Annotated in this window: 20 protein-coding genes and 1 tRNA gene; 15 read left to right on the top strand and 6 right to left on the bottom strand. The window is 61.8% G+C overall.

What is annotated here, in order from left to right; all coding sequences use genetic code 11:
• The first annotated feature begins 208 nt into the window (after nt 1-208).
• The 9 genes from iscR to AC4BBN_RS00755 all read left to right on the top strand — a co-directional run bounded on the left by iscR (nt 209) and on the right by AC4BBN_RS00755 (nt 6,498).
• Entirely contained in the window at nt 209-745 is a 537-nt protein-coding gene (gene iscR, locus AC4BBN_RS00795; protein WP_490590051.1) for a Fe-S cluster assembly transcriptional regulator IscR, read from the top strand.
• A gap of 48 nt (nt 746-793) precedes the next feature.
• Nucleotides 794-2,011, top strand: coding sequence for an IscS subfamily cysteine desulfurase (locus AC4BBN_RS00790; protein ID WP_490590050.1), 1,218 nt, complete (start codon nt 794-796; stop codon nt 2,009-2,011).
• Between the two features lie 23 nt (nt 2,012-2,034).
• The gene (iscU, locus tag AC4BBN_RS00785) at nt 2,035-2,433 is read left to right on the top strand and encodes a Fe-S cluster assembly scaffold IscU (RefSeq protein WP_490590049.1); all 399 of its coding nucleotides are present in this window, start codon (nt 2,035-2,037) and stop codon (nt 2,431-2,433) included.
• 1 nt (nt 2,434) lies between these two features.
• On the top strand, nt 2,435-2,758 hold the full coding sequence (gene iscA / locus AC4BBN_RS00780) for an iron-sulfur cluster assembly protein IscA (RefSeq protein WP_490590048.1): 324 nt from the start codon (nt 2,435-2,437) through the stop codon (nt 2,756-2,758).
• Between the two features lie 62 nt (nt 2,759-2,820).
• Nucleotides 2,821-3,354 carry a Fe-S protein assembly co-chaperone HscB gene (gene hscB / locus AC4BBN_RS00775; protein ID WP_490590047.1) on the top strand — a complete coding sequence of 178 codons (534 nt, stop codon included), beginning with the start codon at nt 2,821-2,823 and terminating at the stop codon, nt 3,352-3,354.
• 37 nt (nt 3,355-3,391) lie between these two features.
• Entirely contained in the window at nt 3,392-5,248 is a 1,857-nt protein-coding gene (gene hscA / locus AC4BBN_RS00770; RefSeq protein ID WP_490590046.1) for a Fe-S protein assembly chaperone HscA, read from the top strand.
• A 1-nt stretch (nt 5,249) separates the two neighbouring features.
• The gene (fdx, locus tag AC4BBN_RS00765) at nt 5,250-5,588 is read left to right on the top strand and encodes an ISC system 2Fe-2S type ferredoxin (protein ID WP_490590045.1); all 339 of its coding nucleotides are present in this window, start codon (nt 5,250-5,252) and stop codon (nt 5,586-5,588) included.
• Between the two features lie 66 nt (nt 5,589-5,654).
• Nucleotides 5,655-6,374, top strand: a complete 720-nt coding sequence (dnaQ, locus tag AC4BBN_RS00760) for a DNA polymerase III subunit epsilon (RefSeq protein WP_490590044.1) — start codon at nt 5,655-5,657, stop codon at nt 6,372-6,374.
• Between the two features lie 49 nt (nt 6,375-6,423).
• Nucleotides 6,424-6,498: transfer RNA gene (locus AC4BBN_RS00755), tRNA-Val, on the top strand.
• Between the two features lie 446 nt (nt 6,499-6,944).
• On the opposite strand, the gene AC4BBN_RS00750 is transcribed toward AC4BBN_RS00755, so the two are convergent.
• Entirely contained in the window at nt 6,945-8,075 is a 1,131-nt protein-coding gene (locus AC4BBN_RS00750) for an enoyl-CoA hydratase/isomerase family protein (RefSeq protein ID WP_490590043.1), read from the bottom strand.
• A 167-nt stretch (nt 8,076-8,242) separates the two neighbouring features.
• On the opposite strand from AC4BBN_RS00750, the gene AC4BBN_RS00745 reads away from it, so the two are divergent.
• Both AC4BBN_RS00745 and AC4BBN_RS00740 read left to right on the top strand, forming a co-directional pair.
• Nucleotides 8,243-9,184, top strand: coding sequence for an ABC transporter permease (locus AC4BBN_RS00745; RefSeq protein WP_490590042.1), 942 nt, complete (start codon nt 8,243-8,245; stop codon nt 9,182-9,184).
• A gap of 1 nt (nt 9,185) precedes the next feature.
• Nucleotides 9,186-10,058, top strand: coding sequence for an ABC transporter permease subunit (locus AC4BBN_RS00740; protein WP_490590041.1), 873 nt, complete (start codon nt 9,186-9,188; stop codon nt 10,056-10,058).
• Here the strand turns inward: AC4BBN_RS00740 and AC4BBN_RS00735 are convergent.
• Entirely contained in the window at nt 10,055-10,963 is a 909-nt protein-coding gene (locus AC4BBN_RS00735; RefSeq protein WP_490590040.1) for a LysR family transcriptional regulator, read from the bottom strand. The genes AC4BBN_RS00740 and AC4BBN_RS00735 overlap by 4 nt on opposite strands.
• A gap of 126 nt (nt 10,964-11,089) precedes the next feature.
• On the opposite strand from AC4BBN_RS00735, the gene AC4BBN_RS00730 reads away from it, so the two are divergent.
• A complete protein-coding gene (locus tag AC4BBN_RS00730; RefSeq protein ID WP_490590039.1) occupies nt 11,090-12,598 on the top strand; it encodes an MFS transporter in 1,509 nt (502 codons plus the stop codon).
• Nucleotides 12,599-12,766: 168 nt separating this feature from the next.
• Nucleotides 12,767-13,168, top strand: a complete 402-nt coding sequence (locus tag AC4BBN_RS00725; protein ID WP_490590038.1) for an RNA-binding protein — start codon at nt 12,767-12,769, stop codon at nt 13,166-13,168.
• Between the two features lie 61 nt (nt 13,169-13,229).
• Here AC4BBN_RS00725 and AC4BBN_RS00720 read toward each other — a convergent pair whose 3' ends face one another.
• The 4 genes from AC4BBN_RS00720 to AC4BBN_RS00705 are packed head-to-tail and all read right to left on the bottom strand — an operon-like array spanning nt 13,230 to nt 18,284.
• Nucleotides 13,230-14,297 carry a lipocalin-like domain-containing protein gene (locus tag AC4BBN_RS00720; RefSeq protein ID WP_490590037.1) on the bottom strand — a complete coding sequence of 356 codons (1,068 nt, stop codon included), beginning with the start codon at nt 14,295-14,297 and terminating at the stop codon, nt 13,230-13,232.
• Nucleotides 14,297-16,867 (bottom strand): FtsX-like permease family protein, encoded by a 2,571-nt coding sequence (locus AC4BBN_RS00715; protein WP_490590036.1) that lies wholly within the window; start codon nt 16,865-16,867, stop codon nt 14,297-14,299. Before AC4BBN_RS00715 ends, AC4BBN_RS00720 begins: the two co-directional genes overlap by 1 nt.
• A gap of 26 nt (nt 16,868-16,893) precedes the next feature.
• On the bottom strand, nt 16,894-17,619 hold the full coding sequence (locus AC4BBN_RS00710) for an Hpt domain-containing protein (RefSeq protein WP_490590035.1): 726 nt from the start codon (nt 17,617-17,619) through the stop codon (nt 16,894-16,896).
• An 8-nt stretch (nt 17,620-17,627) separates the two neighbouring features.
• Nucleotides 17,628-18,284, bottom strand: a complete 657-nt coding sequence (locus AC4BBN_RS00705; protein ID WP_490590034.1) for a response regulator — start codon at nt 18,282-18,284, stop codon at nt 17,628-17,630.
• Nucleotides 18,285-18,403: 119 nt separating this feature from the next.
• Between AC4BBN_RS00705 and AC4BBN_RS00700 the strand changes: the two genes are divergently transcribed.
• Nucleotides 18,404-18,766, top strand: a complete 363-nt coding sequence (locus tag AC4BBN_RS00700; protein WP_490590033.1) for a response regulator transcription factor — start codon at nt 18,404-18,406, stop codon at nt 18,764-18,766.
• Between the two features lie 29 nt (nt 18,767-18,795).
• On the top strand, nt 18,796-19,539 hold the full coding sequence (locus AC4BBN_RS00695; RefSeq protein WP_490590032.1) for an HD-GYP domain-containing protein: 744 nt from the start codon (nt 18,796-18,798) through the stop codon (nt 19,537-19,539).
• The last annotated feature ends 6 nt before the right edge of the window (nt 19,540-19,545 follow it).

Below are 19,545 nucleotides of genomic sequence, written 5' to 3'. Positions count from 1 at the left end.
TCTAAAATAAGACTGACTGGTCTGCTTACCCGACGGAATCGATGGGGTTCTCTGCTACAATGGTGGCTGTCAATAAAGAAAAACCAGCAGTTGAGGGCTCGCAGTCGCCATGTAAGGCGATTGATAGCTGGAGGAAGAGGGGGTCAGGTTTGCGTTGTGCATGCCGGCCCAATGTCAACACCAGTAAAGCCAACAGAAGGAGCTTGCGATGCGACTCACCACCAAAGGCCGTTTTGCGGTCACCGCGATGATTGATCTGGCCCTGCGCCAGAATAACGGCCCTGTCACCCTGGCTGCCATCAGCCAGCGCCAGCAGATTTCCTTGTCTTACCTGGAGCAGTTGTTCGGCAAGCTGCGTCGCCACGAGCTGGTTGAATCCACCCGCGGCCCTGGCGGCGGCTACACCCTAGCCCGCAAGGCCGCAGACATCACTGTTGCCGACATCATTGTGTCGGTGGACGAGCCTATCGACGCCACCCAATGCGGCGGCAAGGAAAACTGCCTGGGCGATGCCGGCCGTTGCATGACCCACGATTTGTGGGCTTCGCTGAATACCCGTATGGTCGAGTTCCTGGATTCCGTCAACCTGCAAAAGCTGGTGGACGACCAACTGGCCAAGGGTGTGCAGATCGAGACCAAGCCCATGGTCAAGCGGGCTATTTCCAGCCTGCCCGTCGTCAAGCCCATGCGCATTACCGGCCCCAATTCGGTATTCGCTCTGGGCAATGTGTTTGCTAAGTCTTAATTTTTAAATTGTGCTTTTTTAAAGCCAGCCGCCACTGAGAGCTAGCCAATGGACACCCCACATTTCCCGATATACATGGACTACAGTGCCACCAACCCCTGCGATGAGCGGGTGGTGGATGCCATGATTCCCTGGTTGCGTGAGCATTTCGGTAACCCCGCCTCGCGTAGCCACGCCTGGGGTTGGGAGGCTGAAGCCGCCGTAGAAAAGGCGCGTGAACAGGTTGCCGCGCTGATTGGCGCCGACCCACGTGAAATCGTCTGGACCTCGGGTGCCACCGAGTCCAACAACCTGGCGCTGAAGGGCGCCGCGCAGTTCTACAAGACCAAGGGCAAACACATCATCACGGTCAAGACCGAGCATAAAGCCGTGCTGGACACTTGCCGTGAGCTGGAACGCCAGGGTTTTGAAGTGACCTATCTGGACGTACAAGCAGACGGCTTGGTCGACCTGGAAGTCTTCAAGGCAGCGATCCGCCCCGACACGATTCTGGCCAGCGTGATGTTCGTGAATAACGAAATCGGCGTGATCCAGGACATCGCAGCCATCGGCGCCATCTGCCGCGAAAAAGGCGTGATCTTCCATTCTGACGCAGCGCAAGCCACCGGCCGTGTTGAGTTCGATCTGTCGAAAATGCCGGTCGATCTGATGAGCCTGACCTCGCACAAAACCTATGGTCCCAAGGGGATCGGCGCTTTGTTTGTGCGTCGTAAACCGCGCATCCGCCTGGAAGCGCAAATGCACGGTGGCGGTCACGAGCGCGGCATGCGTTCCGGCACCTTGCCTACGCACCAGATCGTCGGCATGGGCGAAGCCTACCGCATCGCCAAGGAAGAGATGGCGGTTGAAAACGTCCGCATTAAAGCCTTGCACGACCGCATGTTGGCGGGCCTGAAAGATGTGGAGCAAGTGTTCATCAACGGCCACGAAACACAACGCGTGCCACACAACCTGAACATGAGCTTCAACTACGTCGAAGGCGAATCGTTGATCATGGGCATCAAGGGCCTGGCCGTGTCCAGCGGCTCGGCGTGCACGTCCGCCAGCCTGGAACCCAGCTACGTGCTGCGTGCCCTGGGCCGCAGCGACGAACTGGCCCACAGCAGCTTGCGCATGACCATCGGCCGTTGGACGACCGAGGCCGACATCGACTACGCCGTCGATACCATCAAAGTCAATGTGGCCAAGCTGCGTGACCTGAGCCCTTTGTGGGAAATGTACCAAGATGGTGTGGACATCAGCACCATCCAATGGGCGGCCCATTGATTTGAATTGAAGAGGTAAACACCATGGCTTATTCTGAAAAAGTGGTAGACCACTATGAGAACCCCCGCAATGTGGGTTCGTTCGAAAAAGGTGATGACAGCGTAGGTACCGGCATGGTCGGCGCCCCTGCTTGCGGTGACGTGATGAAACTGCAGATCAAGGTCAACCCCGTGACTGGCGTGATCGAAGACGCACGCTTCAAGACCTACGGCTGCGGTTCCGCGATTGCCTCCAGCTCGCTGGTGACCGAATGGGTCAAGGGCAAAACACTGGACCAGGCTGCGGCTTTGAAGAACAGTGAAATCGCCGAAGAGCTGGCTTTGCCGCCGGTGAAGATCCACTGCTCCATCCTGGCTGAAGACGCCATCAAGGCAGCGGTCAACGATTACAAGCAGAAACACGGAGCCGCCCAGGCCCACTGATATGGCTGTGACTTTGACAGAGGCCGCTGCCCGGCACGTGACCCGCTACCTGGCCAAACGTGGCAAGGGTGTGGGCGTGCGTCTGGGGGTCAAAACCACCGGCTGCTCGGGTCTGGCCTACAAGCTCGAATACGTCGACGAATTGGCGCCCGAAGATGTGGTTTTTGAAGGCCACGGCGTGAAGGTATTGGTCGATCCCAAGAGCTTGGCCTATATCGACGGTACTCAGTTGGACTTTGTGCGTGAAGGCCTGAATGAAGGCTTCAAGTTCGAGAATCCGAACGAGCGCGACAAATGTGGCTGCGGAGAAAGCTTCCGGATTTAACGGCTGCGCTCCGAACACCAACCGCCCGTGCCCTGTGTGCTGGCGGTTTTTTCTTGGCACCTATGAACCTCCAATCCAACGACTTCGAGCTGTTTGAAATCCCCGTGCAGTTCGCGCAGGACCATGTGGCCATGCAAGCGCGCTGGCAGGCCTTGCAGCGCGAAGCGCACCCGGATCGCTTTGCGGCCCAGGCCGGTGCTGCGCAGCGTGTGGCCATGCAGTGGTCGGTGCGCATCAACGAAGCCTGGGCCCGGTTGAAGGACCCTCTGAAGCGCGCCGCCTATCTGTGCGAACTGCACGGCGCGCCCATTCAGGCCGAAAACAACACGGCCATGCCTCCTACCTTTCTGATGCAGCAGATGGAATGGCGCGAGGCCTTGGACGATGCCGACAGCGCTGCCGCCTTGGAGGTTTTGAATACCGAGGTACTGCAGGCCCGGCGCGACATCCTTGCCCAATGTGCGCAGTTGCTGGATGTTGCGCATGACTATGCGGCGGCCGCCCAGCAGGTGCGGGCGCTGATGTTCATCGAGCGCTTTGCCGGCGACGTGGACGACCGCCTCGACGCAATGGTTACAGCTCCCAAGGGACAATAAGCGTCTCAGATCCCCGCGAACAGATTACAAAAATTCCATGGCGCTTCTTCAAATTTCCGAACCCGGCCAGTCGCCCGATCCGCACCAGCGCCGCCATGCCATTGGTATCGACCTCGGCACCACGCATTCCCTGGTGGCCACGGTGCGCAGTGGCGAGGCCGTGTGCCTGCCCGATGACCAGGGCCGCATCATCTTGCCCAGCGTGGTGCGCTACCTGGCGGGCGACAAACGCCAGATCGGCCATGACGCCTTGGCCGCGCAGGCCACCGACCCGGAAAACACCATCGCTTCCGTCAAGCGCTTCATGGGCCGGGGCTTGGCCGACATAGCCCAGCGCGAGAAGCTGCCTTACGTATTTATCGACAAGCCCGGCATGGTGGGCCTGCAGACCGTGCACGGCGAGAAGTCGCCGGTCGAGGTCAGCGCCGAGATTTTGGCCACGCTGCGCTTCCGTGCCGAAGACAGCTTTAACGACGATGTGTACGGCGCCGTGATCACCGTGCCCGCCTATTTCGACGATGCCCAGCGCCAGGCCACCAAGGACGCGGCCCAACTGGCCGGCCTGAACGTGCTGCGTCTGATCAACGAGCCCACGGCGGCAGCGATTGCCTATGGTTTGGACAATGCCAGCGAAGGCATTTACGCGGTCTACGATCTGGGCGGGGGGACCTTCGACATTTCCATCCTGCGCCTGAGCCAGGGCGTGTTTGAAGTCATCGCCACTGGTGGCGACGCGGCTTTGGGTGGCGACGACTATGACCGCGCCTTGGTCGACTGGGTGTTGGCTCAAACCGGCCAGCAGGCAATCACTGCGTCCGACAAGGTGGCGATGCAAGTCGCAGCCCGGGCCTGCAAGGAAGCCCTGTCTGCTACAGATTTGGTAGCTTTCAGCGCAGATATTTCCTGCGCCAGCGTACGATTGGATGTAAAGAAATCAGACTTCGAAGCAGCTACTGCGCAGCTGACCGCACGCACCATGGTCGCCGTGCGCAAGGCTTTACGTGATGCCAAGCTGACCGTGGATGAAGTGCAGGGCACGGTGATGGTCGGCGGATCCACCCGCATGCCGCAGGTGCAGCAGGCGGTGGCTGCGTTCTTTGGCCGCGCACCCTTGACCAATCTGAACCCGGATGAAGTGGTGGCCCTGGGCGCTGCCATCCAGGCCAACCAGCTGGCGGGCAATAGCGGAGCCGATGACTTGTTGCTGCTGGACGTGATTCCGCTGTCTCTCGGTATCGAGACCATGGGCGGCCTGGTGGAGCGCATCGTGCCGCGCAACCAGACCATTCCCACCGCCATGGCGCAAGACTTCACCACCTACCAGGATGGTCAAACTGCCTTGGCGCTGCACGTGGTGCAGGGCGAGCGCGACCTGGTGGCCGACTGCCGCAGCCTGGCGCGTTTCGAGCTACGCGGCATTCCGCCGATGGCGGCCGGTGCCGCGCGCATCCGCGTCACCTTCACTGTGGATGCCGATGGCCTGTTGAGCGTGGCTGCGAAAGAGCAGGGCAGTGGCGTGGAAGCGCAGATCACCGTCAAGCCTTCTTACGGCCTGAGCGATGAACAGATCGCCCAGATGCTGCAAGACAGCTTCAGCACCGCCGCGCAAGATATGCAGGCCCGCGCCCTGGTCGAAGCCCGCGTGGACGCCGACCGCATGCTGCTGGCCACGCACAGTGCGCTGGCTGCCGATGGTGATTTGCTGTCGGCCCAAGAGCGCGCAGAAGTCGATACGCTGCTGGCCGAGCTGGTGCAGGCCAAGGCCCTGACCGATGCCAAAGCGGTCGAAGCCGCTACCAAGCGTGTGGCCGAAGGTACCGAAGCTTTCGCTGCGGCCCGCATGAACCGGGGCATACAGCATGCCCTGTCCGGAAAAAACATCGAAACGATCTGATATGCCCGTCATCAAAATACTGCCCCACCCCGAATACTGTCCGCAAGGTGCCGAGATCAGCGCTCCTGCGGGCACGTCCATCTGCGAAGCCATGTTGGACAACCACATCAACATCGAGCATGCCTGCGACATGAGCTGTGCCTGCACCACCTGCCACGTGATCGTGCGCGAGGGCTTTAAGTCGCTGGGTGAGCTGGACGAGAACGAAGAAGACCTGCTGGACCGCGCCTGGGGCCTGGAGCCGAATTCGCGCCTGGGCTGCCAGGCTTTCTTGGCGCAGCAAAATGTGACGGTGGAAATCCCCAGGTACACCATCAACCACGCCAAAGAGAATCATTGATGAAATAGGCTTCTGGCGCAGGTTTTATCTGCGCCAGAAGCTATCAATAACGTAGCACCTACCGCCATGCGCCAGATCATTCTCGATACCGAAACCACCGGCCTGTCTGCCGCAGGCGGCGACCGCATACTGGAAATCGGTTGCGTTGAGTTGCAACACCGCAAGCTCACGGGCAACCACTTCCACCAGTACATTAACCCCGAGCGCGACAGCCATGAGGACGCGCTGCGGGTGCACGGCATCACCACTGAGTTCCTGCGCGACAAGCCCAAGTTCGCCCAGATCGTGGATGCGTTTCTGGAGTACTGCAGCGGCGCCGAAATCATCATCCACAACGCGTCGTTCGACGTGGGCTTTCTGAACAAGGAGCTAGAGCGCCTGGGCAAGCCGCCGCTGAGCCATTTCGTCAGCGGCATTGTCGATACCCTGGCCATGGCCAAGGAGTTGTTCCCCGGCAAGCGCAACTCACTCGACGCCTTGTGCGACCGCCTGGAGGTAGACAACTCGGGCCGTACCTTGCACGGCGCCTTGCTGGACGCCGAGTTGCTGGCCGACGTCTACATCAACATGACGCGCGGCCAGAACGCGCTAATGATCGATGTAGGCAGTGAAGAGAGCGATGTGGGTGTTGCTGCCATACCGCGCATGGACCTGAGTGGCTTCGTGCTGCCGGTACTGAACATCAGTGAAGAAGAGGCCACCGCCCACCTCGATGTGCTCAAACAAATCGATAAATCTAGCGGCGGAAAAACAATTTGGCGAAACCTCGAAAAAGATGTTGTATAATTTGAGGCTTACCTGATAAGAATAAAACGTAAGGTTTTAAACGGTTTCAGGGCGATTAGCTCAGGGGTAGAGCACTGCATTCACACTGCAGGGGTCGCAAGTTCGAAACTTGCATCGCCCACCAGATCAAGCCTCCCAAGTCATTGACTTGGGAGGCTTTTTTTATTTCCGAATTGCGTCGTGTTGGGCGTGTTCTTTCGGATGCGAGGCGGCAAGCGCCTTCAATCAAGGTCCCCGGTTACTTATTCCTGGATGGTGTTGGCAGGGACTGGCATGTCCAAGGCGAGATAGCCGCTGGGTGTGCGCAATTGAAGTAGGTGTAAAGCTTCCCGTTGTGTAGCCTTCAAGACTGTATCACCGTGGTGAAATAGTGCGTCGCTGTGCTCGGTATAGAACGACATGCTGTGGGGCTCGTATGCGCACAATGTCGCTTTGTGGGGCGTTCGGATGCCCAGATCGGAGAGTAAGTTGCGCAAGGTTTTCATGGTGGTGCGCATGCGCTTTCAAAAGCCGTCATGCGCTGACGTGACGCAAGCTCAATGCCATGCATGGTGGGCAGTGTACAAATATTCAGCGCAGTGCCTCTAGCGGATGCGGGCCTATAAAACGCGGTTGAAAGTGCGCTTCTATCCATTCTGGCGTGATTTCTTCCAGCATGGCAGGCGTCCAGAGCGGGCGCCTGTCCTTGTCGATCAGCAAGGCGCGTATGCCTTCCGCTAAATCCGGGTGGGCGCAGCAACCCAGGGATACGCTGTACTCCAGTCTGAACACCTCAGCCAGTGACATATGTCGTACGCGCTGCCACAGCGCGAAAGACAAGGCTGCGGACGTGGGTGAGCCGTGGTTGAAGCTGCTTGCCGCCTGGTCTAGCCAGGCATCGCCACTGTGAAGCTCACGCAGTCGGGCGGCAATGTCCAGCAGATCGTCACCCGCCATGAGAGCCTGGATGCTGTCCCAATGCGTACGTACCTGGGACACGGGCAGGCTGTGGTTAGCGTTATCGCCCATGCGGGCGAGCAGGCGCGATAACTGGCTACGGTTTTGCGCAGCGTCGTCGCTCCAATGGCTGGCGGCGATGGTGGTTTTCAGTTCGTCGCGCGTATGCGTTCCCACATGGAAGTCGGCCAGACCACAAAACAGTGCATCGGCCGCATTCAGGTGCGCACCGGTCACAGCCAGGAACAGGCCTACACGTCCGGGCATGCGGCGCAGTATCCAGCTGCCACCCACGTCGGGGTAGAGGCCAATGCTGATCTCCGGCATGGCGAGCTTGCTGCTGGTGGTGACCACGCGGTGCGAGGCGCCGGCCATCAGCCCGATGCCACCCCCCATGACGATGCCCTGGCCCCAGCAGAGCAGGGGTTTGGGGTAGGTGTGGATGGCGTAGTCCAACGCGTATTCCTGGGCGAAGAAGGTCTCTGCATGCGGATTGGTAGCGCTGCCGCAGTCGCGCAGAGTCTGGTAGAGCCCGCGCAGGTCGCCACCTGCACAAAAAGCTTTTTCACCACTGCCCTGCAAGATGACGCCCACCACCTGCGGGTTACTGGCCCAGCGCTGCAGGGCAGGGGCCAGGCGCTGCACCATGGCCAGGGACAAAGCATTCAAGGCAGCAGGTGCGTTCAGTGTCGCCACGCCAAAGCAACGGCCATCGGCGGTGGGTAATGTATCGAGCAGAACGACTTCGGCGGAGCTTGGTGTCATGGTTGTGTTCTGGGAATAAGGGGTGGGTTGCCAGCGGCTGCGGGCAGGGCGCGCTGAGGTATGGATTTTGCTCATTTCGCCATACTGATGGGGGCGGCGTATCCGGATGCCCCAAATTCAACGCCAGCTTTGGTGGATACGGCGATTTCTAGAATAAAGTTCGGCATATGAATCTACCCAAATGGACCCGATTGCTGCCCGGTGCCCGCTTTGTTATCGGCGTGCCGTATTTTTGGCTGGCCCTGTTTTTTGTGGTGCCGTTTTTGATACTGGTACGTATCAGCATGACCGATATGGGCAATGGCATTGACCCATTTGCACCGCTGCTTAGCGCGGCAGATGGCGTCTGGCACATCGTCTTGAAGTACCAGAACTACCTTTCCATCTTCGGTGAACCTGCTGAAGACGGGCATATGGTCTGGGGCCAGACCATCTACATCGAGGCCTACGCCACATCCCTTAAATACGCGTTCTGGACCACGGTGCTGTGCCTGTTCATCGGCTACCCGTTCGCTTATTTCATTGCCCGGGCCAAGCCCGGCGCGCAAGTGCCTTTGCTGATGATGGTGATGCTGCCGTTCTGGACATCGTTCCTGCTGCGTGTCTATGCCTGGAAGGGCATCCTGGCAGACCAGGGCGTGTTGAACAATCTGCTGATATGGCTGGGCATCACCCACGAGCCTATCCAGATGCTGTACACCGATGTGTCCATGCTGGTAGGCATGACCTATGTCTACATCCCGTTCATGATCCTGCCGCTCTATGCCACGCTGTCCAAGATGGACACGCGGCTGCTGGAGGCCGCTTACGACCTGGGTGCCACGCCCTGGAGCGCGTTCTGGCTGGTGACCGTGCCGCTGAGCAAGGCGGGCATCATTGCAGGCTCGATGCTGGTGTTCATTCCAGCGGTGGGCGAATTTGTCATCCCATCCCTGCTGGGCGGTGCCGAAAACCTGATGATTGGCCGTGTGGTGTGGGACGAAATGTTCAGCAGCAACAACTGGCCGCGCGCTTGCGCGCTGGCGATCGTGATGATCTTGTTCATTCTGGTGCCCATGGCGGTGTACAACCGCTACAGCGATACCCACAACCACAACGAAAAGGCCTGACATGCAAGCGATGACCCGGCCCTTTCAGCGCCCCTTTCAGCGCCTTATGCAACGCTACTTCGGCCGCTTCTGGCTGGCGGCGGTGTATTTATTCCTGTACCTGCCACTGGTGTTTTTGATCGTCTTCTCGTTCAACAGCACGCGCCAGGACGGCGTTTTCACCGGATTCTCCTTGCGCTGGTACACCGCCTTGGCCGGTGATTCACGGCTGGTGGACGGCTTCTTTCTATCGCTCAAGGTGGCTGTGATCACCGGCACGCTGTCTACCGTGCTCGGGGCTTTCGCGGCCTTTGTGATGGTGCGCTTTCTGCGCTTCAGGGGGCGTACGCTGTTTGCGGGCTTGGTCAGCGCGCCCCTGGTGATGCCGGAGGTGATCATCGGCCTGTCACTGTTGCTGCTGTCGGTGGCGGTGCAGCGCAGCCTGGGCTGGCCCGACCGTGGGGCCGTCACTATTGTGCTGGGTCACACCTTGCTGGGCATGGCGTATGCCACGGTGGTCATCAGCGCGCGCCTGCGTGAAATGGACCGCTCGATCGAAGAGGCGGCCATGGACCTGGGTTGCCGTCCTTCCCAGGTGTTCTTTCTTGTGACGCTGCCCAATATTGCGCCTTCGCTGATGGCGGCCTGGATGTTGACCTTTACCCTGTCGTTTGACGATGTGGTGGTTTCGGAATTCCTGTCTGGCCCCGGCGTGACCACCTTGCCCCAAGTGATTTTTGGCTATGCCCGGCGCGGTGTGAACCCGTCCATCTACGCGGCGGCTGCGATTCTGATCACCGTGGTGTCGATTGGCATCATCTTCTACAGCGCGTATGTGGTGCGCAAGGAAGCCCGGCGTCTGCGCGATATCCAGGCGGCTTCCGCTGCCGGTTAAGCCTTGTCCTGCGGGGCAAACAACCTGGGGGCCATGAAGTCCACAAACGCCCGCAGCTTGGGCGATAGCTGCCGGCTGGATGGCCACAACATCCAGAATTCGCCGCCGTATTGCGTGTGTTCCGGCAGCACGGCCTGCAATGCGCCTTGCTGCAAGGCATCACGCGAGACAAAGTCAGGCATATAAGCGATGCCCATGCCGGCGATGCAGGACTCCAGCATGGCTTCCATGTTGTTGCACACCAGCGTGGCTGGTGCGGTGACTGCCTGGTCCTTGTTGAGCTGCCATTCCTGGAGCTTGCCGCTGGTGGGGAATCGGTAACGCAGGCAGGTATGGCGGGCTAAGTCGTCCGGCTGCTGTGGTGTGCCAGCCCGTTGCAAGTAGCTGTCTGCTGCCAATAGCAAGTTGCGAAACGGCCCTAGCTTGCGCGCCACCAGGGCCGAGTCCGGCAGCGCGCCACTGCGTATCACTACATCCAGCCCGTCTTCAATCACATCCACCATACGGTCGTTGAAATCGAGCTCCAGTTCAATCGCCGGATAGCGTCGGCTGAACTCGGGCAAGTGCGGCACCAGAAAGCGGTAGCCGATCACCGGCAGGCTGACGCGCAGCCGGCCCTGGGGGGCCTGGGCCGACTGCAGCATCATGGCGCGCGCGTCGTTCAGGTCGTCCAGGATGCGCCGGGCCCGCTCGTTGAACACCTCGCCCTCGGCCGTCAGCCGGATGTGGCGGGTACTGCGGTGGAACAGGCGCACACCCAGTTGCGTCTCCAGCTTGGCCACGTTTTTGCCCACCGCAGACGCGGAGATGCCCAGCAGACGCCCGGCGGCCACAAAGCTGCGGGTATCGGCCGCCCGCACAAACGAGGTCAGCCCTGTGAGGTTGTCAAAACTGTTATTGCTCAATTCACAACTTTCACTCCGTAAATAACGGATTTTCAAATGGTTTATCTCTGATTGGAACGTAAATACGATGGAGTTCACTTTCCACTTACGAACACCATGGCATCTTCCGTACTTTCCCCTCTCCCTATGCGCCAGCGTTTGGCCATCTTGCTCAGCGCCTGCCTGGCTGCGCTGAGCATGCCTTTATGCTTTACCGGTCCGGCCTTGGCACTGCGTGCTATCCACCAGGACCTGGGCGGTGGCCCGGCGGCGCTGAACTGGGTCACCAATGCATTCATGCTGGCCTTTGGCGCTTGCCTGATGGCTATGGGCGCGCTGGCTGATGCACATGGGCGGCGACGCGTGTTCTTGTGCGGTTTGGTAGTGTTCGTGCTGGCCTCGCTGGCCTGGACCGTAGCGCCTGGTATCGCCAGCTTTAACGTCCTACGCGGCTTGCAAGGACTGGGGGCGGCGGCAGCCTTGGCCGGTGGCGGCGCCGCGCTGGCACAGGCATTTGATGGCCCGGCCCGTACCCGGGCGTTCAGTTTGCTTGGCACCACTTTTGGAGTGGGCCTGGCGTTTGGTCCCTTTCTGGCGGGCCAATTGATGGAGCAGGCGGGGTGGCGCAGCTTTGGGTTGTTGCTGGCGCTGGTGGGCGGGTTGGCTGCCGGTCTGGCCTGCTGGTGCATGCCCGAGTCGCGCGACCCACAGGCTGCGGGGTTGGATCTGCGGGGCGCCGCGACGTTTACCGGAGCCTTGGGCTTATTCACCCTGGCCGTGCTGCAGGCTCCCGCCTGGGGTTGGGCCGGTGGCGCGACCTTGGCTTGCTTTGCTGTATCGGCACTGCTGCTGTACGGCTTTGTACGCACGCAGCAGCAGGCGGCGCGGCCCATGCTGGACCTGTCGCTGTTTCGCTACCCGCGTTTTGTGGGGGTGCAGTGCCTGGCTGCTGCGCCGGCCTATGCCTATGTGGTGCTGTTGGTCTTGCTGCCTCTGCGCCTTGTCGGCATTGAGGGCGTTAGTGCGGCAGATGCAGGCCGTGCGTTGATGGCCTTGTCCGCTCCCATGTTGCTGTTACCTCTGCTGGCCGCCTATCTGACGCGCTGGTTTTCGGCCGGAGGATTGTGCGGCAGTGGGTTGCTGGTGTGCGCCGTCGGCTTGCTGTGGTTGGGCTACTGCCCACCTGGCACCACAGGCCTGGCGCTGGCCCTACCTTTGCTGCTGATCGGCAGCGGTATCAGTCTGCCGTGGGGTTTGATGGATGGTTTGGCCGTCAGCGTGGTGCCGCGAGAGCGTGCTGGCATGGCCACTGGCATTTTCGGTACTGTGCGGGTGACGGGCGAGGGGCTGGCATTGGCTCTGGTGGGTGCGGTCTTGACGATCCTCATCGCCCACGGCTTGGCGCTTGCGGCGCCCGGCGTAGCCGAGGATTCCGTGTCGCAGGCCGCGCAGAGCTTGGCCACTGGTGGCCTGGAGCAGGCTCTGGCTTTGCTGCCCGGCCTGCGCGCCGAGACGCTGCTGCAGGTCTATGGCACAGCCTTCCAGCATTTGCTTTTCGGTCTCGCGGCAGTCACCCTGCTGACGGCGGCAGTGGTGTTTACCTTTCTGCGCGAAACCCCGACACCATGCGTGCCAGCTGCGCCAGCCAAGACCTGAGCGTACCCGTAGCGCAACTGCTTGGCGGCTGCCATGCGCGTGGTGCAAAAGATATGCTGAGGTTCGTCGTGCTGCCGTCCTACACAGGCCCCATGCCCCGTCCGACAGACTATGTGTGGATGTGGCAGGTTAATGGGTAGACAGACGCAACAACAGCAAGGGGCCACTATGCAGAACTTTGAACTCACCAGCAGCATGCTCACGATGGGTGGCGCCTTCTACCCCACCGGCTATGTTTTTGCCATGTTTCCACGCCTGGAAGATGCGCAACAGGTGGTGTCGCAACTGCCCCAGGACAATCCAGAAAAACCGACCTCGCTGTTGTCGGATAAAAATGTGCTTGATAGCCTGCCGCACACCACAGTAGCTGCGGATATTCCCTTGCCATCGGTCGGGGCCGAAGGCGCCAGCGTCAGACAGTTTGTGGAATTGGCCAGCCAGGGCCATTGCGCGCTGATGGTGTACGCGTCCAAGGCGGCTGAATCCGAAGCGGTTATGGCTGTCATCCGCCACTTGCCTTTTTCCGGTGCCAAAAAGTACCGCTCACTGGTGATTGAAGACCTCAGTTAACGCGGCAGACCTCGTCCTTCCCGTTGGATGCAGCAGCAGGCTTTATGGAGCCTGCCGGCCGCTACATCCGCAACACTCCTGCGTACCCCGTCATCTCCAGATACCCATGTCCGACCAGCCGCCCCTGCGCGTCCAGCAGCCGGCTTAAGCCTTCCCAGTACACGGCACCCGTGGACTGGCGGCTGTCTAGCTCCTGGTTGTCGATAGCGGCCTGCACCTGAAGGCGGCCCATGGGCGTGTCCAGCGTCCATTCGACTGGGTAGTGCGCCTGATTCGCTGGGTTGGTCCAGACGCGACCTGGGGTGAAGCGCAACTGGCCGGGTTGGAAGACCGTCAGCGCCCCTTGCGGGCTGCGGAACGAGCCGCCGTCCCACAGCGTACTGCCATCTTTGCGGCGGATGCGGAAGGCGGTGAGGGCGCTGCCGTCCGCCAGGTTCATGCCCAGCCAGTCCCAGCCGGCAGCTTCGGGGGCCAGGTAGGCTTGGCTCCACTCGTGGTCCAGCCAGGCGCGGCTGGTGTCTGTGTCGATCTCGAAGCGTTGGCCTTGCAGTTGCAGATGGCCGCTGACCGCCAACTGCGGCTGGCTCACGTAGTAGCTGGCCTGGTCGGGCTGCGGGCCTTTGCGCGACAGGCCTTGTTGGCCCTGCAACAGCAGCGGCTGCGTGGGCGCCAACTGCAGATGCAGGCCGAAGTCCTGGGCTGGCAGTTCGGCGTGGTATTGCTCACCGGTGCGGACCAGCGACCAGTCGCGCAGGCGCACGGCGGTGTCGGCCTCGCTTGCTTCGGCAATGCCGAAACCGGCGCGGGCAATGCGCTGGTCGTGCCAGAGCTTTTGACCCTGCACGTCGGTGATGGCGGCGTGGGCAAACAGCAGCTGCTTGGCGGCGAAGCGCGAGGTCATGGCCTGCGTAGCGGCCACGCGGCTGCGGAAGAAGGTCAGCTGAAAGCCGAATTCGCGTGTGCTGCTGCCATGGATGCTGACAGCCCGCCCGGTGATGTACCACCACTCGGTACCGAAGTCCGGGTGGCTACCCAGGTCACGCGGGAACTGCATGTGCGCCGGCGGCAAGGCCCAGGCTGGATGGGCCAGGCCCGCCAAAGCCAATGCGAGAAGATGGCGGCGCTGCATCACCAGTCCTCCTTCACGGCCAGTACCGCATCCTGCCCGGCGGCAGCGCGCCCAGCCAGCCAGGCGGTGACCGTACCGGCCAGCACCACGGCGGCGCACAGGGCCAGCAGGCGCAGCCAGGGCACCCACAGGTCCATGGTCCAGTGGAAGCTTTGCGGGTTGACCACGAACACCAGCACCATCGATACAGCCAGGCCCAGCGCCAGGCCGGCGATGGAGCCTATCAAGGTCCAGGCCGCGCCCTCACCGGCAACCACGGCCAGGATTTGCGTGCGCGTCAGCCCCAGGTGGGCCAGCAGGCCAAACTCCTTGCGCCGGGCCAGCACTTGGGCGCTGAAGCTGGCCGCCACGCCGAACAGGCCTATTCCAATGGCCACCGCCTGCAGCCAGTAGGTCACTGCAAAGCTGCGGTCGAAGATCTTCAGCGAGATGGCGCGGATCTGGCGTGCGGACGAGAACTCCAGCGCATCGGCCACGCCGGCCGGCGCCAGTGCGCGTATGGCCTGCTGCACCGCATCGGGCTGCACGCCGTCTTGCAGCCACAGCGCCATGTCGTTCACCTGGCTGTCGCCGCCGAGGCGTATGTAGTCGGCCTGGTCCAGGGTAATGGCACCAAATTGCCGTGCATAGTCGCGCCATACGCCTGCTACAAAAAAAGTAGCTGCTTGCGCAGGTGATTCCTGCGCTAGGGCCTCAAAAGACTTGGAAAGTGGGGCGAACACCGTGCCCGGCCGTGCCCCGTACAAATCCACCATGGGTTCGCTCACATAGATGCCGATCTGCCCCGCAGGCACGGGCAGGGCCGGGCCTACCAGCGGCAGGCTGCGTGCCGGGTCGCCGATGCTGCGGGCCAGCAGCGCCACTGTGGGTTGGCCCGGCGCCAGCAGCAGGGAGCGTATGCGCAGGCTGCTGGCGCGCTGTACGCCGGGCACCTGGGCCACGGCCTGCACAAAGCTGGGCGGCAGGGCCAGCGTGTCATTGCCCGCACCACCGCTGCCGCTGCGCAGGTACAGGTCGGCCGGCAGCACCACGTCCAGCCACTGCACCATGGAGTCGCGGAAGCTGGCGACCATCACCGTCAGCGCCACCGCCAGGCTTAGCGATGCCACCACGCCGCTGACCGCCACGGCCGCGCTCTGGCGCACCCGGCGCGCACGTTCTATGGCCAGCATGGGCAGCAGCCGATGCGCCAGCAAGGGCGCCAGCCGGTCATACAGCGCGGCAATCAGCCAGGGCAGGGCGGTGATGCCTCCCACCAACAACAGGGCCACAGAGACGTAGGCGCCCAGCGGTATGGCGAATATCGGTGGCAGGCAGGCCAGTAGCAGGCCCAGGCCCAGTAGGGCCAGGCTGGCCCAGTGGGTGCCGCTGCGGCCCAGGTCGGCACCCAGGCCCTTGAGGGTTTGCGCCGGCGGCAGGCGTTGGGCCGCGCGGGCCGGCCACCAGCCACCCACCAAAGCGGCGGCAACGCCCAGACTGCCGTAGGCGACTGCCGCCCAGGTGCTCCATTGCAGTGGCGGGGCCTCGCCAGAAAAGTAGCCGCCGCCCAAGTCGCCACCCAGCCAGCGCAGCGCCAGTGCGGCCAGGCCGGTGCCCAGCGCCAGGCCGGCCAGGCTGCCGATGATGCCCAGCACCAGCGACTCTGTGAGTACCAGCTGCAGCCGCTCGCGCCCGGTCAGGCCCAGCACGCCCAGCAGCGCAAACTGTTGCGCGCGTTTGGCCACGCTCAGAGACAGCACCGAAAACACCAGAAACGCCCCGGTGAACAGCGCCACCAGGGCCAGCACCGTCAGGTTGACGCGGTAGGCGCGCGACAGGTTGTCCACCCGCTGGGCTGCATCGCCCGGCTCGGCGGCGGTGATGCCTGGGGGCAGGGCCAGTGCACGCAGCAGGGCCGCCCGGTCGGTGCCGGGGCGCAGGCGCAGGTCGATGCGTGACAGCTGGCCCAGGCGCTGGAAGGTTTGCTGGGCCGCGCCAATATCCATCACCACCAGCGCCGGGCCGGTGGCATTCACTGTGCCGGCCACAGTCAAAGGCGTGGCAGCGCCCGCCAGCTGCAGCGTGCTGCGCGCCCCCAGGGCCTGGCGGGCTGCGGGGTTCAGGAAGATGGAGTCAGGCGCGAACAGGGCCAGGCGCTCCGCCTGGGCTGAGGGCACGGGCATCAAGCCCGGCGCGACCGTGCTGACCACCAGGGCATCTACGCCCAGCAGTTTGATGGAGATGCGCTGGCCGCTGATGTCGGTTGCGAAGCTGGACAGCTCCAGCACCGGGCTGGCCACGCCCACGTCCGGGTGCTGGGCCACGCGGGCAAAAATGGACTCGTCAAAATGGCTCTGGCTGGCACGCAGCTCCAGGTCGGGTTGGCCGCCCACTGAGCGCACGGCGCTGGAGAATTCGCTCAATGCCGAGGCATTGATCAGCTGCACCGAGAACGCCAGCGCCACGCCCAGCATGACGGCGACCACGGCGGCGGCATTGCGCCAGGGGTGGTGCTTCAGCTCCTGCCAGGAAAAGCTTTTCAGCAGTGCGCGTAGCGGCGAGGGCAGAGATGGCGGGGGGCGAACAGGCATGCCTGCCATGATAGTGCCCGGGCTCGTCAAGCCGGGCTGACCAAAGCCTGCAGCTGCGCGCGCAGTCCGCTCCAGCCCAGCAGCGCCGGGGCTGCCTGGCCGGTGTGGCAGAGGTTTTCCAGCGCCCAGGCCTGGGCTGACAGATCGGCATAGCCCAGGGTTTGCAGCACACTTTTCAGGCTGTGGGCGATGCGGCGCAGAGCGGGCAGGTCGAGTGGTGTGCAGGCCGCATTGCCGGCTTGGATATCGTGCGGAAACTGCAGCAGGCAGGCGGCGCGGTAGCTGTGGAACAGCTCCAGGTCACCCGCGAAATAGGTGTCGGCGGCGTGCCGGTCGTCTGGCGCTAGCGGGGCTGTTGCTTCACTTGCACTGGGCTGCTCATCGTTCAGGGCCTCCATCACGCTGTCTTCTAGCAGCTGCAAAGATACGGGCTTGGACAACATGCGCCACACGTTCAAAGGGGCCAGCTTGGCACGGACTTCCGGCGTCAGGCCGGCGCTGAGAACCATGGTCTTGGCCTGGGCCTGCAGGGCTGGTTTGGATTGCAGGTTTTGCAGCAGGTCTATGCCGGAGGCGCCCGACAGCATCAAGTCGGTGATGATGAGCTGGACTTGCGTACCGGCCAATAGCTCCAGCGCGGCAGGTACGCCATCGCATTCCAGCAGCTGGAGCGGCAACTGCTCCAGGGCCATGCGCACAAAGCGCCGTAGCAACGGGTCGTCTTCTACCAGCAGTACGCGCGGCGTGCCCATGCCGGTGGTCAGAGCACCAACAGCTGCAGGTTTTGCAGGCTCTGCGCGAGCAGCGGTGGCAGTTCGGCGACCAGGCGGGGTTTGTGCACCACGGGCACGCCGTCCAGCGCAAAAGCGTAGGGCGTGAGTTCGCTGGGGTCCAGCGAAGTGATGACGATGACCTGCAAATTTCGGAACAGTGGGTTGGCGCGCAGGCCGGTCAGCAGGGTGGCACCGTCGATGCCGGGTAGCAGCAGGTCAACCATCAGCACATCGGGCTGGAACTGCCCGGCCATGATCAGCCCGGCAATACCGTCGGATGCGGTACGCAGCTCCAGCGCCGGAAACTGCCGCTGCAGCAGCAGCGTGACCAGGTTCTGGAAGTGCATGGAGTCTTCAATCAGCAGTACCTTGGTGGGCGCGCTGCCGCCATGGCGCGGCATGTCCTGCGCCGGGTTAGCCGAGCCGTCACCTGGGCGGACGGTTTGACCGCCAGCACGCCAGCGCTCTACGGATTGGCGGGAGATACGGCGGTGGCCGCCGGGCGTCTTCCAGGCTTGTAGCTCGCCCCGGTCCACCATGAGTTGCACAGAGCGAACCGCCAAACCCAGCATGCGCGCTACGTCCAAGGTTGTGAGGTTGTCGCCGGGGGGGAGGGTGGTAGCCGTCTGAATGTCAGTGTCCATTTGCGGATTCTAACGAATGCATCAACTTTTGTTAATTAATTCACTTGAAAATGATAATTTCGGAATATATGATAGCGACATCGCGTTTTTAATCTTTCTATCGTTTCAAGGGTCCCAAAATGAAAAAAATACTGATCGTGGATGACCATGCCGATATCCGTCGGCTGATCCGTATGACCTTGGAATTCGAGGCCTACCAGGTGTTCGAGGCCGAAGACGGTGAAGGCGCACTGGCCGTTGCCATGCAAGAGCAACCTGACCTGGTGTTACTGGACGTGATGATGCCCGGCTCGGTGAATGGCTTGGAAGTGTGCGGTACGCTGAAGTCGCTGCCCCAGCCGCCACGCATTCTGCTGCTGACAGCCCGTGGCCGCAGCGAAGATCTGGAGGCGGGCCTGCAGGCCGGCGCCGACGCTTATATGGTCAAACCCTTCAGTCCGCTGAAATTGATGGAAACGATAGACCAGCAGTGGGAAACGTAAGCCCGCTGGCCGCGGCGAAGGAGCACAACATGAACACCTTGGATAAAAACAGTTTTTCTGATTCCGCAAGTCTGCAGATGCAAAAACTGATCGAAGATTTTGGTCGCATGTACCGGGAACGAAATGAGGCTTTGGAAGAGGTGGCACGAGCCCACCACGAGGCCTTGTTTCGGCTGTCACTGGCTGCCGATCTGAAGGACGACGACACCGGGGTGCACATCATCCGCATCGGCTATCTTTCAGAGGCACTGGCCTTGGTGCTGGGCCAGAGTCCGGCCATGGCCCGCATGTTGCGCAAAGCAGCGCCCATGCACGACATCGGCAAGATCGGCATACCGGACGCTGTGCTGAAGAAGCCCGGGGCATTTTCGTCGCTGGAGCGTGTCACCATGAACCAGCATTCGGAAATGGGGGCAGAGATTCTGGGGCGTTCGCGTATTCCGCTGTTCCAGCTTGCCGCCGAATTGGCCTTGGCCCACCATGAGCGGTGGGACGGCACGGGCTACCCTGCGGGGCTGCAAGGTGAAGCCATTCCATTGACGGGGCGCATCGTGGCGGTGGTGGATTTTTTTGACGCGCTGACCATGGACCGCTGCTACCGTCTGGCCTTTGCCGACGACGTGGCGTTGCAGATGCTGGCGGAGCAGCGCGGCCTTGCTTTCGATCCGCACATCGTGGATATATTTCTGGCCAATGCGCAGACTTTTATCAGCTTGCGTGACGATATCAACCGCACCCGCCCCACTTTCAACCAGCTGGTCGACAACGGCTGAATTCTG

The sequence above is a fragment of the Rhodoferax sp. SPJ21 genome, from assembly GCF_058216335.1.
Note: the sequence above shows the minus strand (reverse complement) of the source record. Positions and strands in the feature narration are given on the sequence as shown.

Bases quoted from the DNA above. Each gene is read 5' to 3' on its own strand.
- iscR (WP_490590051.1), top strand. From the start codon at position 209: ATGCGACTCACCACCAAAGGCCGTTTTGCGGTCACCGCGATGATTGAT.
- AC4BBN_RS00790 (WP_490590050.1), top strand. From the start codon at position 794: ATGGACACCCCACATTTCCCGATATACATGGACTACAGTGCCACCAAC.
- iscU (WP_490590049.1), top strand. From the start codon at position 2,035: ATGGCTTATTCTGAAAAAGTGGTAGACCACTATGAGAACCCCCGCAAT.
- iscA (WP_490590048.1), top strand. From the start codon at position 2,435: ATGGCTGTGACTTTGACAGAGGCCGCTGCCCGGCACGTGACCCGCTAC.
- hscB (WP_490590047.1), top strand. From the start codon at position 2,821: ATGAACCTCCAATCCAACGACTTCGAGCTGTTTGAAATCCCCGTGCAG.
- hscA (WP_490590046.1), top strand. From the start codon at position 3,392: ATGGCGCTTCTTCAAATTTCCGAACCCGGCCAGTCGCCCGATCCGCAC.
- fdx (WP_490590045.1), top strand. From the start codon at position 5,250: ATGCCCGTCATCAAAATACTGCCCCACCCCGAATACTGTCCGCAAGGT.
- dnaQ (WP_490590044.1), top strand. From the start codon at position 5,655: ATGCGCCAGATCATTCTCGATACCGAAACCACCGGCCTGTCTGCCGCA.
- AC4BBN_RS00750 (WP_490590043.1), bottom strand. From the start codon at position 8,075: ATGACACCAAGCTCCGCCGAAGTCGTTCTGCTCGATACATTACCCACC.
- AC4BBN_RS00745 (WP_490590042.1), top strand. From the start codon at position 8,243: ATGAATCTACCCAAATGGACCCGATTGCTGCCCGGTGCCCGCTTTGTT.
- AC4BBN_RS00740 (WP_490590041.1), top strand. From the start codon at position 9,186: ATGCAAGCGATGACCCGGCCCTTTCAGCGCCCCTTTCAGCGCCTTATG.
- AC4BBN_RS00730 (WP_490590039.1), top strand. From the start codon at position 11,090: ATGCGCCAGCGTTTGGCCATCTTGCTCAGCGCCTGCCTGGCTGCGCTG.
- AC4BBN_RS00725 (WP_490590038.1), top strand. From the start codon at position 12,767: ATGCAGAACTTTGAACTCACCAGCAGCATGCTCACGATGGGTGGCGCC.
- AC4BBN_RS00720 (WP_490590037.1), bottom strand. From the start codon at position 14,297: ATGCAGCGCCGCCATCTTCTCGCATTGGCTTTGGCGGGCCTGGCCCAT.
- AC4BBN_RS00715 (WP_490590036.1), bottom strand. From the start codon at position 16,867: ATGCCTGTTCGCCCCCCGCCATCTCTGCCCTCGCCGCTACGCGCACTG.
- AC4BBN_RS00710 (WP_490590035.1), bottom strand. From the start codon at position 17,619: ATGGGCACGCCGCGCGTACTGCTGGTAGAAGACGACCCGTTGCTACGG.
- AC4BBN_RS00705 (WP_490590034.1), bottom strand. From the start codon at position 18,284: ATGGACACTGACATTCAGACGGCTACCACCCTCCCCCCCGGCGACAAC.
- AC4BBN_RS00700 (WP_490590033.1), top strand. From the start codon at position 18,404: ATGAAAAAAATACTGATCGTGGATGACCATGCCGATATCCGTCGGCTG.
- AC4BBN_RS00695 (WP_490590032.1), top strand. From the start codon at position 18,796: ATGAACACCTTGGATAAAAACAGTTTTTCTGATTCCGCAAGTCTGCAG.